The 13,834-nt window shown below is 37.3% G+C and carries 10 protein-coding genes; 9 read left to right on the top strand and 1 reads right to left on the bottom strand.

Features of this window, described 5'->3' with window-relative positions:
• Positions 1 to 124: 124 nt before the first annotated feature.
• Positions 125 to 2,494, top strand: a complete 2,370-nt coding sequence (locus EJ995_RS07675; protein ID WP_126447233.1) for a T9SS type A sorting domain-containing protein — start codon at positions 125 to 127, stop codon at positions 2,492 to 2,494.
• A gap of 278 nt (positions 2,495 to 2,772) precedes the next feature.
• Here EJ995_RS07675 and EJ995_RS07670 read toward each other — a convergent pair whose 3' ends face one another.
• On the bottom strand, positions 2,773 to 5,244 hold the full coding sequence (locus EJ995_RS07670) for an alpha/beta hydrolase family protein (protein ID WP_126447231.1): 2,472 nt from the start codon (positions 5,242 to 5,244) through the stop codon (positions 2,773 to 2,775).
• 141 nt (positions 5,245 to 5,385) lie between these two features.
• Here EJ995_RS07670 and mnmE point away from each other — a divergent pair, with 141 nt between their 5' ends.
• From mnmE to EJ995_RS07630, 8 genes are all read left to right on the top strand, one after another.
• On the top strand, positions 5,386 to 6,822 hold the full coding sequence (gene mnmE / locus EJ995_RS07665; protein WP_126447229.1) for a tRNA uridine-5-carboxymethylaminomethyl(34) synthesis GTPase MnmE: 1,437 nt from the start codon (positions 5,386 to 5,388) through the stop codon (positions 6,820 to 6,822).
• Between the two features lie 143 nt (positions 6,823 to 6,965).
• On the top strand, positions 6,966 to 7,400 hold the full coding sequence (locus tag EJ995_RS07660) for a helix-turn-helix domain-containing protein (protein ID WP_241234612.1): 435 nt from the start codon (positions 6,966 to 6,968) through the stop codon (positions 7,398 to 7,400).
• Between the two features lie 11 nt (positions 7,401 to 7,411).
• Positions 7,412 to 8,518, top strand: a complete 1,107-nt coding sequence (locus EJ995_RS07655) for a site-specific integrase (RefSeq protein WP_126447227.1) — start codon at positions 7,412 to 7,414, stop codon at positions 8,516 to 8,518.
• A 4-nt stretch (positions 8,519 to 8,522) separates the two neighbouring features.
• A complete protein-coding gene (locus tag EJ995_RS07650) occupies positions 8,523 to 9,857 on the top strand; it encodes a DUF6617 family protein (protein ID WP_126447225.1) in 1,335 nt (444 codons plus the stop codon).
• Between the two features lie 105 nt (positions 9,858 to 9,962).
• Positions 9,963 to 10,256 carry a helix-turn-helix domain-containing protein gene (locus EJ995_RS07645; protein ID WP_126447223.1) on the top strand — a complete coding sequence of 98 codons (294 nt, stop codon included), beginning with the start codon at positions 9,963 to 9,965 and terminating at the stop codon, positions 10,254 to 10,256.
• Between the two features lie 4 nt (positions 10,257 to 10,260).
• Positions 10,261 to 11,154, top strand: coding sequence for a hypothetical protein (locus EJ995_RS07640; RefSeq protein WP_126447221.1), 894 nt, complete (start codon positions 10,261 to 10,263; stop codon positions 11,152 to 11,154).
• A 55-nt stretch (positions 11,155 to 11,209) separates the two neighbouring features.
• On the top strand, positions 11,210 to 11,494 hold the full coding sequence (locus tag EJ995_RS07635) for a helix-turn-helix domain-containing protein (RefSeq protein ID WP_126447219.1): 285 nt from the start codon (positions 11,210 to 11,212) through the stop codon (positions 11,492 to 11,494).
• Positions 11,495 to 11,555: 61 nt separating this feature from the next.
• Entirely contained in the window at positions 11,556 to 13,832 is a 2,277-nt protein-coding gene (locus tag EJ995_RS07630) for an N-6 DNA methylase (protein WP_126447217.1), read from the top strand.
• Positions 13,833 to 13,834: the final 2 nt, after the last annotated feature.

Below are 13,834 nucleotides of genomic sequence, written 5' to 3'. Positions count from 1 at the left end.
ATCGTAAAGAGATACTGTGTAAGGTGGTGAAAAATCGATAAAGACTTTAAAATTAAGGTCTAAGCGCATATCCAATCGAATAACTTTACGTTTATTAAGATATATTTGATTAAAATTTCAAGACATGAAGAAACATTACTTTTTGACTTTATTCATCGCCATTGCAGTTGGATTCTTGAGCGGTGCTCAAAGTTCTTATTCTGGTAATGGTAATAGTGGTTTTGGTGGTCCAGTTGGCCAAAGTAGCCTGCAATTGACTGATGATGGAACGACGGTTACTGGAACTTTCACCAGAGGAACCAACGATAACTTTAATAACGAGCTTGTCATTTACATTGATTCTAAAACAGGTGGTTTTACTTCTACCGCAAATTTTAATGATCCAAGCTCGGGTGATAAATTAAGGCGTTCTATTGCTGGTTTCGGTGGATTTGACGGTGCTTCTCGCTCTGTAGTAAATTTTCCCGCTGGATTTGAAGCAGATTATGCTATTGCGATTAATACGAGCTTTGGTGGATTATGGACACTTGTTGAAAATGCAGAATTCCCATTTGTCGTTGGGGTTGGAAATCCTTCAAGCAATACTGATGCTTCTTTCACATTCTCTTTCAAATGGGAAGATTTAGGCATTCCTAATTCCAACAGCTTTGATTTCTTGATTACCTACATGGACGGTTTTGGCGGTAATGGCGTTTTTAGAAGCAATGAAGGTTATGGTAATGGATTACCTGCAAATAATCCAGGTACAGATGATGTGACCTTTACTTCTAACTTGAATTTTACGGGAGCGTCTAGAACTATTGCCGATGGTAATTGGAGCTCGACAGCTACCTGGACAAATGGTATAATTCCCATATCGAGTGAGAAAATAATCATTAAAAATAATGTTACTGGCGATGTTGACATTACCGTTGACAATTCAATTACCGTAGAATCAAATGGATCACTCTCAATAGCTGGAGAACAGGTATTAAACTTAAACGGCGCATTGAATAATAACGGTACGGTCATTTTTGATAGCGATGCAGCTGGAACAGCACAATTGGTTGCTACATCAAGCGCTGCCGTCACTGGAAATATAACGGTAGAGCGATTTATTCCAGCGGCAGATAATAACCGTAGGGCTTTCAGATTTGTATCGTCACCAGTTGCTAGTCAAGGTAGCATTTACCAAAACTGGCAAGACAATGGCAACAGCGATGCTGGAATAGGTACTCAAATTACTGGTTCGACTGATGGATCTAATGGATTTGATGCAACGATAAGCGGTGCACCTTCTCTATTTACATTTGACAATACAGCTAGTAATCAAAGTGAAGCATGGAATGCTGTTGACAATACTGATGTACGTGGACTTGCCGTAGGTGAGCCGTTTAGAATATTTGTACGTGGCGATCGCAATTATGATTTGAGCGATACTGATGCGCCAGCACCTAACAGTAATGTGACTTTACCAGTAACTGGAACTCCTGAACTCGATGCTTTTACAGCTGATAATCTGAATGAAACGGCAGGAAACTTCAGTCTTGTAGGTAATCCTTATCAGGCTGTTGTTGATTATGAATTGTTGACTAAAAGCAATGTCAATCCTAACTTTATCTACGTATGGAACGCCAACGCATCTACTAGAGGTGCCTATGAAACCGTAGATGTTTCTGGTGTAGTAAATCCATTACAATTCATTCAACCAGGACAATCGTTTTTTGTAACAACAGCTGCAGATGGTGCCGCTTCCTTAGGTTTTGATTATGGCGATGTCAGTACTAATAACACCAATCTCACAACGTTTAGTGATGACCAGACCACATCGATTATCATGAAATTGACCAGCGGTAATAGTGATGTCATCACTTATGATGAGCTATCTATCGTATTTGATGATACTAATGTTTTGAATCTACGCGACGGATTAAAAATCTTCAATCCAGATGAAAATCTATCGCGTTCTATTGATGGTCAGCTTGTTAGCGTTGAACACAGAGCATTACCAGAAAATAATGAGGTTCTAGATCTAGACCTAAGAGGTTATGATAATGACTCCTATGTATTTTCAATAGATGTAAGCAACTTACCTGGTGGAATGGTCGCTATCTTAAATGATCGATTTGCTAATACTAGAACAATACTTGAGAATGGTGAAAACACAGTATCATTTGAGGTCACCGATACAAATGCTGATGCAGCAGATAGATTCTCGCTTGAATTTGAGTCAAGCACTGCCTCAAATGACGATGTAGAGCTAGCAGCAAACCTCAGTATCTATCCTAATCCAGCAAGTACTGATATCGTTACTATAAAAGCAAACTCGTTGTCAGGTATTGAAAGTCTAGTTACAGTTTCAAATACCTTGGGTCAAACTATCGTAGCTAATGCGGTATCTTTTGATAACTCTGGCATAGCGACGCTAGATGTATCTTCACTGAGTACAGGAATCTACCTTGTCACTGTAAACAGCGATCAAGCTACAGCAAGCCTAAGATTGCTGGTAAAGTAAACTGATAATACACTAAGTTGATTCAAAGCCCATCTCACGATGGGCTTTTTATTTGCGTTCGTTATTGGATATGAATCGCACTTCAAAGTCTTTGTGTTGTTTTGACGGTAAGCAAGAACATCAATTTATCAGGTTTGAGCGTATTCAATAGGGTTCTCGCGTTATAATGAATCAGTGTTTCATTAAGTTCAATCATTTTTGCTGGGATCTTTGAACAAAAAATGCGATCCTACAGCAGGATCGCATTTTATCAATTATTAAGTATGCTCAACGTCTATCTATGGCTTTCCTTTGATTTTATCATCTGAATCAATTTCAGCCTGCGATGATTTGTTCTTTACATATTTCTCCAACCACTGATCTTGTTCCCAAAGTACGTGCAGGATAGATTCTTTGGCCGCATAACCATGACTTTCTTTAGGTAACATTACTAATCTAGCTGTTGCGCCTAGCCCTTTCAAAGCGTTGAAATAACGCTCACTTTGTAAAGGATAAGTACCACTGTTATTGTCTGCCTGACCATGAATTAACAAAATAGGTTCATCTACTTTTTCTGCATTCATAAATGGTGACATCGTATTGTAGATATCTGGAGCTTCCCAATAGTTGCGCTCCTCACTCTGGAAACCAAACGGCGTTAATGTTCTATTATAAGCACCAGATCGTGCGATACCAGCGGCAAATAAATCAGAATGCGCAAGCAAGTTTGCCGTCATAAACGCACCATAACTATGACCGCCTACACCTACTCGATTTCTATCTACATAACCCATTTCATCAACGGCATCAATAGCTGCTTTACCATTGGCTACCAATTGTGGTATGAAAGTATCATTAGGCTCTTCTTCACCTTCACCTATGATAGGGAATGAAGCATCATCTACTACCGCATATCCTTTCATGACCCAATAAACAAAGCTACCGTAGCTGGGATAGATGAATTCATTAGGATTTTGAGTGTTTTGACCTGCGCTGCTGGCATCCTTATATTCACGCGGATAAGCCCAAACCAGCATAGGCAATTTTTCCTTACTCGACTTATCATAATTAGGCGGCAAATAAAGCGTTGCACTCAAGTCCACACCATCATCACGTTTGTAGGTAATTAATTCTTTATGTACATCTTGCAATCCTGAGAAAGGGTTCTCAAAATAGCTGATCTGGTCAACACTATTCTTTTTCTTGATATTGCGTATATAGTAATTAGGATACTCCGTAGGTCCTTCAATTCTTACTAGGACCGTTCCTTTATCCATGTCCAGCGCTTCAACAAGTGTTTCTTTCTTATCGGTATAAGCCGACTTGTACATCATTTTTGAATTTCCAGTTTTGAGATTCATTTGACTTACAAATGGGAACTGTCCATCATCAGAGTATCCATCACCCATCAAATAAGCAGTCGTCCCATCTAGCTTTAGGACATTGTTGCCGTACTCATTTTTAGTCGTTACAAAATCACCTGGATCAGAATAAACATCTTGATAGCTGCGGTCTGAAATTACTTTAGGTTCCACCTTATTATTGGACGGATCAAAAACGTAGGTTCTTGTATTTCTCGTATTCCACCAGTAATCATAGGCAACTGCGGTATTCTTGTTGCCAAATTGTATTCCAGAGAATCGATCTTTGGTCTTCAACATAAGGGTGCTAGTTGCATCAGTAAATGGTGCTTCCCAGCTATAGACCGCATCGCGATAGGGAACATCCATCGCTGGATCACCGTTGTCAAGTGCCTCTGCATACATAAGTGTGTGTGGCTTGTCAGCACGCCAGCTCACGTCACGTTTGCCGGTACGCTCTGCCATGAAACCTTGTGGCATCTCTTCAATAAGTGGTACATTATTCACTACCTGTACAAGCGTTCCCTTATTATCATAGACAGTCGATTGTTGTGGGAACCTACCATAGGTGACGATGTATGAAAATGGCTTTTGAAGCTTTGAAACCATCACGTGAGATCCATCTGGAGAGAATGACACACCTCTATACATGGCTGCTGGCAAGAAATCAGTCGCTTTTCCATCCATGGACACCTTGACTAATTTACTCAATGCCAATTGTTCAAAGTTGTGCTCATCTGCTGGGTTCTTCAATAAATCTTGATAGGTTCTATTTTGCGCTTTGGAACCGTCGCTTGTAGATATGGTTGGTCCAGTTGGTATGGCGACGTCGGTATCAATGAGTGGTTTGCGATCATCTGCCAGCATCTTGACCAACAGCGCACTACCATCTTCAAACCAGTCGATGGGATTACCCATGTTTGCATTGACACTATATCCAGTTGCCTGTCGAGCACTACCTTTCTCTATATCAAGAATCCAGACCGCCGTTCCTGTCTCATTGGTATTAGTCATAGCAATCATGGATTGATCAGGAGACCAATTGATGTACGCGAGCTTGGCATTTTCTGGTAATCCAGCTACGGGTTTTGAGGTTTTGGAACCTACTTTTTGCAGGGCAACTTTATCATAGAAAGTCGTGCGACTACCAATATTGGTTTTTGGATTGATACGCAATCCACCTAGCCGCATCTCTTCTTCAGACAGCGATGCGATGGATTTATAGGTGTCTCTGTATAGCAGTACCATATTTTCTGTATCATCGTCGATGAGCGTCCATGGCGGGCGATCATAGTCCACGAGTTTCATTATTTCTTCTGATGGTTGTTGGTAGTTTAGCTTTTCTTGAGAGTATGCTTTCGCGAAAGCAAAAATCATAAAAAGTAATAGTACACGATTCAAAATCTTCATGATGGATAGGTTTTTATTACATCGATAAGGTAAGAAAATATCACCAATAGTCTCAAAAGCTGACCTTAATCTCATTGTATTAAAATCCAATTGTCGAGGCACGCCATTATGTGGTGCGCGTCATCATTTGTACCTTTGGGTATGTTTAAAAATGATACCATAGTCGCACTCGCCACACCAGCTGGTTCAGGCGCCATTGCAGTGATACGTTTGTCTGGACCAGATGCCCATGAGATTGCAGCGGCTGTTTTTGTTCCCGCTTTCGCGAAAGCTAACTCACGACCATCATTAAAGCTATTTGAAAGACTACATCCCAATACAGTGACTTTGGGACGCGTGTACGATGGCAACAGAATCGTAGATCAGGTACTACTGACAAGGTTTGATGCGCCACGGTCCTATACGGGCGAACACGTCGTGGAAATTTCATGTCACGGTTCCATTTACATACAACAAGAAATAATTGCACTGTGCCTGCAAAATGGTTCTCGCGCAGCAAAAGCTGGTGAATTCACGCTGCAGGCATTCTTAAATGCCAAGATGGATCTCTCACAAGCCGAAGCCGTTGCAGACCTCATCGCCAGTGAAAGTGAGACCGCGCACCAGATTGCCCTGCAACAAATGCGTGGCGGCTTTTCCAGCGAGTTGCAGGAATTGCGCGCACAGCTACTCAATTTTTCCAGTATGATTGAGCTGGAACTAGATTTTAGCGAGGAAGATGTAGAGTTTGCCAATCGTGATGACTTAAAAAGATTACTAGCTGAAAGCCAACAAACACTGCGTAAGCTTATAGATTCTTTTGCACTGGGAAATGTGCTCAAATCAGGAATTCCTATTGCCATTGTGGGCGAGCCTAATGTGGGTAAATCCACCTTACTCAATGCCCTACTAAATGAGGAAAAGGCCATCGTAAGCGACATTGCTGGAACCACGCGCGATAGTATCGAGGACGAGATTAATATTGACGGCATACGCTTTAGATTTATCGATACCGCAGGAATTCGTGAGACCACAGATACTATTGAATCGATGGGAATCCAGCGCAGCTATGCAAAAGCAGAACAATCAAGACTAGTGCTTTACCTGCTTGACGCAACGCAACTAAATACCAATCCGCGGATTGTGCATTGTTTAATGCGCATCCAGATCATGAAAGAGAAATTTCCTGATAAACCTGTTGTAGTTGTCTTGAATAAGCTAGACGAAATCACAGGCCTTGAGCATGCAGAGATTACCAAACAACTAAAAAAGCGATCTCCAGAGACAATTGTCATTTCGCTAAGTGCAAAATCAGGAACTGGTGTTGAGGAATTAAAAGACGCACTTGTCGCCAGCTTTCAAAGTGGCGCCTTAAGTGGTGATGATAGTATCGTGAGCAATGCAAGACACTACGACGCACTACAAAAAGCGTACGCGTCGCTCATGGAAGTCCAGCAAGGTATTGCCAATGAAATCTCAAGTGAATTCCTTGCCATTGACATTAAAGCTACTGCGGAGCATATAGGAATGATTACCGGCGAGATTACTAATGATGAATTACTGAGTAATATTTTCTCGCAGTTTTGTATCGGGAAGTAATCCTCTTTCTCTTTTATCGTAACTGCTTGTTATTGTTGATATTATTTAATATCTACTTCTCTTTTTTGTTGCCCTTTTGTTGTTTATAAGATAAATTTGTTTCCTATCTGTTGCCCACTATTGTGATTTGTTGCCCAAATCCAATGGCAACAATCAAGGGAGAAATGATGCACCATATTGCCCCACGTTGCACCATTTCGCTACATAACGCACCATTTATGAGCAGCAACTTACATATTCCTAAAAAATGCCAGTATTGTGGTAACGCTTTTGTTGCCCGAACTACAGTAACCAAGTACTGTGGATGCAAATGCGCTAAGTACGCTTACAAGGCACGCAAGCGTGCTGAAAAAGTTCAAGCAACTCTAAAAGAAGAAATGCAACCAGAGGTTGCTATTCCTTCAAGCACAACCGCAATAAATCAAAAAGACTTTTTAAGCATTACGGAAGCTTCACAACTCATTGGAGTAAGTAGATGGACCATTCAAAGAATGATAAAGCGAGGCCAGCTTAAAGCTGTCCCGTTTGGCAGAAAACATATTGTTGCCCGATACCAAATAGAATCCTTATTTAACTAAAGCCGTACCAGATGAAAGTTACCTTAAGACAACGCAAGAAAGGAAATAAGATAAGCCTTTACCTCGATTACTATGAAAATGGAAATCGCAGTTACGAGTATTTGAAACTGTATTTACATCCTGAACCAGAACAAGGAAAGCTCACAAAAGCTCAGCGAGATGAAAATAAAGCATCATTAGAACTTGCAGAAAGTATTAGAGCAAAAAAACACGTTGCCATTCAGAGCGGTTTATATGACTTTCAGGATAAGGAAAAAATGAAAGGTAGCTTTATAAGTTATTTAGAAGTACTTGCAGAAAAACGTAGCAGTAGTAAGGGAAATTATGGTAATTGGCTAAGTCTTATTAAGCATATGAAAGCTTTCCAACCGATGGGTATTTCTTTTAAGCAAATCAATAAAAAGTTTGTTGAAGAGTTTAAAGAGTACTTAGACAAAAAAGCAATAGGAAGAGCAAATAAAGAACTTTCCTTGAATACAAAGTATTCATACTTCGGCAAGTTTAATGCTGCGCTTAAACAAGCCGTAAAGGATGGTATTTTAAGACTTAATCCAGCAGAACAAGTAAAAGGATTCAAACAAGGTGATCCGCAAAGAGAGTTTCTAACCTATGACGAATTGCAAGCAATCGTCAAGGTAGAATGTGAACTTCCAGAACTTAAAAAAGCATTCATTTTTAGTTGTCTTACTGGTTTAAGATGGAGCGATATTGAAAAATTAGTATGGTCAGAAATGCAATATTCTAAAGAAAATGGTCACTACATTAGATTCAGACAGAAGAAAACTAAAGGTTCTGAAACACTAAACATATCAGAGCAATCAAGAAATTTATTAGGTGAAGAAGGTGAAAATGATGAAACCGTGTTTAAAGGGTTACATTATAGTGCCTGGACAAATCTCAAATTACAACAATGGATGATGAAAGCTGGTATCAGTAAAACGATAACGTTTCACTGTGCTCGCCATACCTATGCGACCTTACAATTAACGTTAGGTACAGATATTTACACGGTATCAAAGCTTTTAGGTCATAAAGAATTGAAGACAACGCAGATTTATGCAAAAGTTATAGACCAAAAGAAAATGGAAGCCGCTAACCGTATTCAATTAGACTTATAGAGTTATGGAAAAACCTTTTATAGAAATAGAATCTAAGGACTTTATTCAATATCCTTTTGAAATTCCTAAACCTGACGGTTATGAATTACCAGAAGATTTTCCCAATTGTTGCGATAACCACAAACACAATTATAAATTATTAACTGATTATTTAGATCGCTTTCCTAATTGCTGCGATAATCATAGAGAATTTTTTAAAAAGTTTAATTTTAATAAAGAAGCTATCTATGGTAATATTCCAATATGGATTTTAAGTGCGGTACAGTATACTGATTTTAAAGTTTTAGAGGTCATTAATAATGACGATTGGTATGAGGACATTACAGAGTATTTTGAATTTTGTGCTTGGAGTATGGGAACACCTGCTATTGGTTCACATATCTACATAGAATTAGTAGAGCTGTTTTTAAAAAACAAGGATGTTGATATTCCCAACCACAAGCGCAAAGCATTATTAAACTACTTTAAGGAATTACAGAATGCTGAACCTGCTAAAGAGAAAACAAATCTCAATTTACTCTTTGGTATATATAGCAAATGGTTGAAAGCATTCCCATTTGAATTGCCATTTTACGAACAGCTTAAGAAGCACTTCGCTAATCAGTTTCCTATTATTAAGAATGCTACGAGAACCAACAGATACTTAGGCTTAACTAAGGCTAAAATCGTTACACCTACAGAATTGGTACTCAACTTAAATAATCTTACTAATAATTTACTATCAGCGGTTGATACGGTACAATTAGTAAAAGATAGACACATTACAGATGCAGAGAAGACCAAAATTGATTTTATCAATGAGTCACACAGAATTAAGCAAAAAGACTTAACCGTAGAATATACCAAAGGAGAAAAGCGATACATAAAAACCATCAAAAAATGGTTGGAAAACGAGAAAGCCTATTTCAACGAGATTGCACCACAATTAAAGACTGCACCTGCTAAAGCAGCTCGCAAGCCCAAAGAACCTATTAAAACCTTTGGTTTTAAAGGTGATGATATAAAATTATTATCAGTACTTAAATCTTTACAATTAAGGATAAATCTATTAAAAACAGATCATACCAGTATCGAGCAATTTCATAAACTATTACTTGCTAAAGACATTACAATTTTAAATATAAAAGTTCATTTGAATTGCGAAAATATCCAGTTCAGATATATAATTAGTAAAATGCAAGATTACTTTACTCGTTTTAGATCTGTTGATGTGTCAGATTCAAAGTTATTTTTAAGTAGTAATACTACCGTATTAAACAGTTCAAATTTGAGTACTGCAAACACTGGTAACCCAAAAGAAAAAGAAATCATAGACAAAATATTTAAGGAAATGCAATAAAAAACAATGACTATACTGACTTATGTCAGTACACGGTCATTGATGTTTTTGCTACGCTCAAGCATCTCAATTTCTTTGTTCACGTAATCATAAAAATACATTACGATGGAACAAGAAATCATTCTTCAAAAACTCGCAAACATCGAAACGATGTTGCAAGAGCAAAACCTGCTCAAAAAAGACGTATTAAATCTAAATGAGGCTGCCGCCTATTTAGATATAAGCGCATCACACCTGTACAAATTAACCAGTCAAAAGCAAATACCACATTTCTGCCCACAGGGCAAGAAGTTGTATTTCAACCGTACAGAATTAGACCAGTGGCTACAGCGCAACCGCCAGATCACAAAGGACGAGATAGACGCACAAGCTACAGAGTACCTCATTAGAAATAGTTAGTGAGTTGTACGACACCATCCACATAGAAAAGCAGTTACAACAACTGCCTCATAAGGCTGTGCAAAGATCTACAGAGCCTTTTGAATGGTGTGGATTACAGTGGTCACCACATTACAGCAATCGTGGTTATATCGTGTATTACAAATCAGTTATTAAGAATCTTTGGTTGCAACTCAAAGACGATAAGTTGATTATTAAAAACTCATTACATAAGTTTTATATGGATAATAACTATGAGGAGTTCGCTTTCGCGAAAGCGCAGCACGCCATAGAAATATTAGATAACCACTTCCCTTTCAGCATCTACGATGCTATTGTAAAATACGTTGCCTGCGGCATCGTAATACAAGAAGTAGCGCAACCAATTTTTGAAAGCTGGGCAGATTATAAGGGTAAGTTTCCTCAGGTAATGCGCAACGGCACAAAAATATATGGAGCACACTATAAAGCAACAAATTATAATATTAAGGGCTATGACAAAACCTATGAGGTAAAGAATAATGACAGAAAGCAATTAAACGCGCCGTACTTCAGATTTGAGGTAGAAGCTAAAGCAAAATATTATTATGCTCGAAAGAAGGACGCCATACCCATCTATACAGTACGTGATTTAGTGAACAAGGAGAATTACACAAATTTGTTAATGAACCTATTAGAAATCTATACAACGCTTAAAAAGAAACCTATTATTCCCTACGCTGCTTTGCAGCCTAAGGAAATAAAACTAATGGCTGCAATGAATGATAAAGAAGTCGTAAACGGCTTGAAAAAGTATCATAAACACAGTTATGTATTAGACCGTAAAAACTATTCTAAGCTATTGAAAACGATTGAAGAAAATCCCTTTAATCAACAGGTCATAAAGAAACTAAAAACGAAAATACAAGCCCATCTATAATCACTAAGTTTTACAACTTGTAATATACCCTAAAACAAGGGTAAAAATATAAGCTATGGAATTACAGCACCCACATAAAGAAAGACTCAACGCAATAGAGCAACGCTTAGAAAAGCTAACAGCAGAATTAGCTATTATTAAAAAGACTACATTACAGGCACAACTTATAGATAACGCAGACTTTTTACAGCTAATGAATATAAGTTCCAGCACAGCACAAAACTGGCGTAATAAAGGTATCATTGCATACTCACAAATAGAAAATAAAATCTACTACAAAGTGAGTGATATTGAGACCTTACTTGATCTACACTATAGACCTTTCAAGAAAAGCAACTAAAAGTGTTAAAGAAGTCAGTATGTTTTTTAACTTTATAAATTGAATTTTACTTAAGAATTAGATGGCAGAAATAGAAATTAAAGACAATAAAATATACGCACCACTATTAGGCAAGTGGCTGGTATTAAAGCCTGAAGAAAAGGTAAGACAGCTCTATATACAGCGATTGATTGAAAATTACGGTTATTCAACAGAGCAAATGGCTCAAGAAGTTAAAGTCAATAACTCTCAACGTGGTCAAGGTAGAGCGATGGCAGATATAGTTATCTGGAAATCTAAAGAGGATAAACTTAAAAATAATAGCGCAGCAATTGTAATTGAATGTAAGGCAGAAATGATAACCATACGTGAGGAAGATTACTTTCAAGGTTATAATTATGCTTCGTGGGCAGGTGCAGATTTCTTTGTAACTACTAATCTCAAAGAGACAAGAATATTTAGAGTTAATAAAGGAAAACTACCTAAAGAACTTGACGAAGTTGTAGATATACCAAATGCCAGTATTATTAACAATACTAAGAAGGTAGAAGCTTTATTAAAACAAACTAAAGCATTTACCAGAGATGAATTTTCTAAACTACTTTTTAAATGTCATAACATCATTAGAAATAATGACAAACTCTCACCAGAAGCTGCATTTGATGAAATAAGTAAAATACTATTTATTAAAATCAGATACGAAAGAGATAATAATGAAGGGCAGATATTTTCAAAAGAAAGATTTGAAGAAAATAGAAAGAGACAGGAATTATTAAATAAAGAAATGGGAGTCAAAAACGCACTACCATTTTATCAACAATTATTCAATAGGACAAAAGAAGATTTTAAAGACGATGATCTATTTGATAGTAACGAAACTATAAGAATACGTGAAAATAGCTTTGAAGCTATAGTAAAAGAACTGGAAACGTACAATCTCTCAACTACATCTGATGATGTTAAGGGTATCGCCTTTGAGCAATTCTTAGGTAGAACATTTAGAGGTGAATTAGGACAATTCTTTACACCTCGTACTATAGTTGATTTTATGGTAGATGTATTAGATCCTCAAGAAGGTGAGATTATATGTGATCCTTGTTGTGGTTCTGGCGGTTTTTTAATTAAAGCTTTTGAGTATGTAAGAGCTAAAATTGAAGAAGATATTCATCAAGAAAAAGAGAGAATAAAAAAACTGTATTACACGGATGAATATGAAAAGCTATCTGAAAAGAAAAAAGCAGGCGTAGATGAAATTGTAAATGAATTATTCAATAAACTCAATCAAGAATTAGATATAACTAATCCAAAGAGTAGATTAACTGTATTAAGCTACGATTGCATTTTTGGTACAGATGCTAATCCTCGTATGAGTCGTACAGCAAAAATGAATATGATTATGCACGGTGATGGTCACGGTGGTGTGCATCATAACGATGGGTTATTAAATGTAAATGGAATATTTGATAATCGCTTTGATGTAATTCTTACCAATCCACCTTTTGGGGCAAGAGTTGAAAAGAATTTAAAGATAACTGAAGCTGATAAATATAGAGATACAAGCAGAATCGCAAAGTATAAAGAACGATATGGTAAGGAATATGAAAATGCTTTAAAGCAAATTAATGATAACATAGGAAAACCATTATTGAGTTTGTACAAAACAGGTGCAATGACTACGCTTACTGAAGTACTCTTTTTAGAACGTTGCTTGAACTTACTTAAACCAGGAGGTAGAATAGGTGTTGTATTGCCAGAAGGCGTCTTAAACAACTCTAACCTTCAAAAAATCAGAGATTTTGTTGAAAGTAAAGCAAAAATTTTACTCATAACCTCTATTCCTCAAGATGTGTTTATTGCATCTGGTGCTACGGTTACTACAAGCTTACTATTCTTAAAGAAATTTACAGAGGAAGAATCAAAATCATATAAAAAGATTGCGATGAAGGCTAAGAAAGATATTGAAGCTAAGTACCAACCACAAGTTGCGCCTATCAAATCTAAATTAGCATTGAGAGGAAAGGAATCACTTCCTGCAGATGAAAAGAAACTATTGCGACAAGAACTAAAAACGCTAACGCAACAAATAGCTTTAGAAATTAAAGCTCGAATTAAAGAAGACTTTAATTATGAGATTCCAATAGCTGAAGTAGAAAAAGCAGGAATAAGCACAACAGGTGCAAAAATTGAAAATGAGTTAGTACCACTGGCCAAAGACTTTACAGAGTATCGCATTTCAAACAAGCTCTGGAGGAATATAATTAATAAGGTGGAATATGAAATTGTAGAAGACAATAAAATGTATCGTATTCCTATATCTGAAAATAGTGAAGCAAGAGAACCAGAATTGTTTTATAAATAATT

The sequence above is a fragment of the Nonlabens ponticola genome (assembly GCF_003966335.1).
In the GTDB taxonomy this organism is placed as follows: domain Bacteria; phylum Bacteroidota; class Bacteroidia; order Flavobacteriales; family Flavobacteriaceae; genus Nonlabens; species Nonlabens ponticola.
The sequence above is the reverse complement of the archived record's forward strand: the minus strand, read 5'-3'. Positions and strand labels throughout refer to the sequence as shown.

Excerpts from the sequence above, each read along its gene's own strand:
- EJ995_RS07675 (WP_126447233.1), top strand. The coding sequence starts at position 125 with ATGAAGAAACATTACTTTTTGACTTTATTCATCGCCATTGCAGTTGGA.
- EJ995_RS07670 (WP_126447231.1), bottom strand. The coding sequence starts at position 5,244 with ATGAAGATTTTGAATCGTGTACTATTACTTTTTATGATTTTTGCTTTC.
- mnmE (WP_126447229.1), top strand. The coding sequence starts at position 5,386 with ATGTTTAAAAATGATACCATAGTCGCACTCGCCACACCAGCTGGTTCA.
- EJ995_RS07660 (WP_241234612.1), top strand. The coding sequence starts at position 6,966 with ATGGCAACAATCAAGGGAGAAATGATGCACCATATTGCCCCACGTTGC.
- EJ995_RS07655 (WP_126447227.1), top strand. The coding sequence starts at position 7,412 with ATGAAAGTTACCTTAAGACAACGCAAGAAAGGAAATAAGATAAGCCTT.
- EJ995_RS07650 (WP_126447225.1), top strand. The coding sequence starts at position 8,523 with ATGGAAAAACCTTTTATAGAAATAGAATCTAAGGACTTTATTCAATAT.
- EJ995_RS07645 (WP_126447223.1), top strand. The coding sequence starts at position 9,963 with ATGGAACAAGAAATCATTCTTCAAAAACTCGCAAACATCGAAACGATG.
- EJ995_RS07635 (WP_126447219.1), top strand. The coding sequence starts at position 11,210 with ATGGAATTACAGCACCCACATAAAGAAAGACTCAACGCAATAGAGCAA.
- EJ995_RS07630 (WP_126447217.1), top strand. The coding sequence starts at position 11,556 with ATGGCAGAAATAGAAATTAAAGACAATAAAATATACGCACCACTATTA.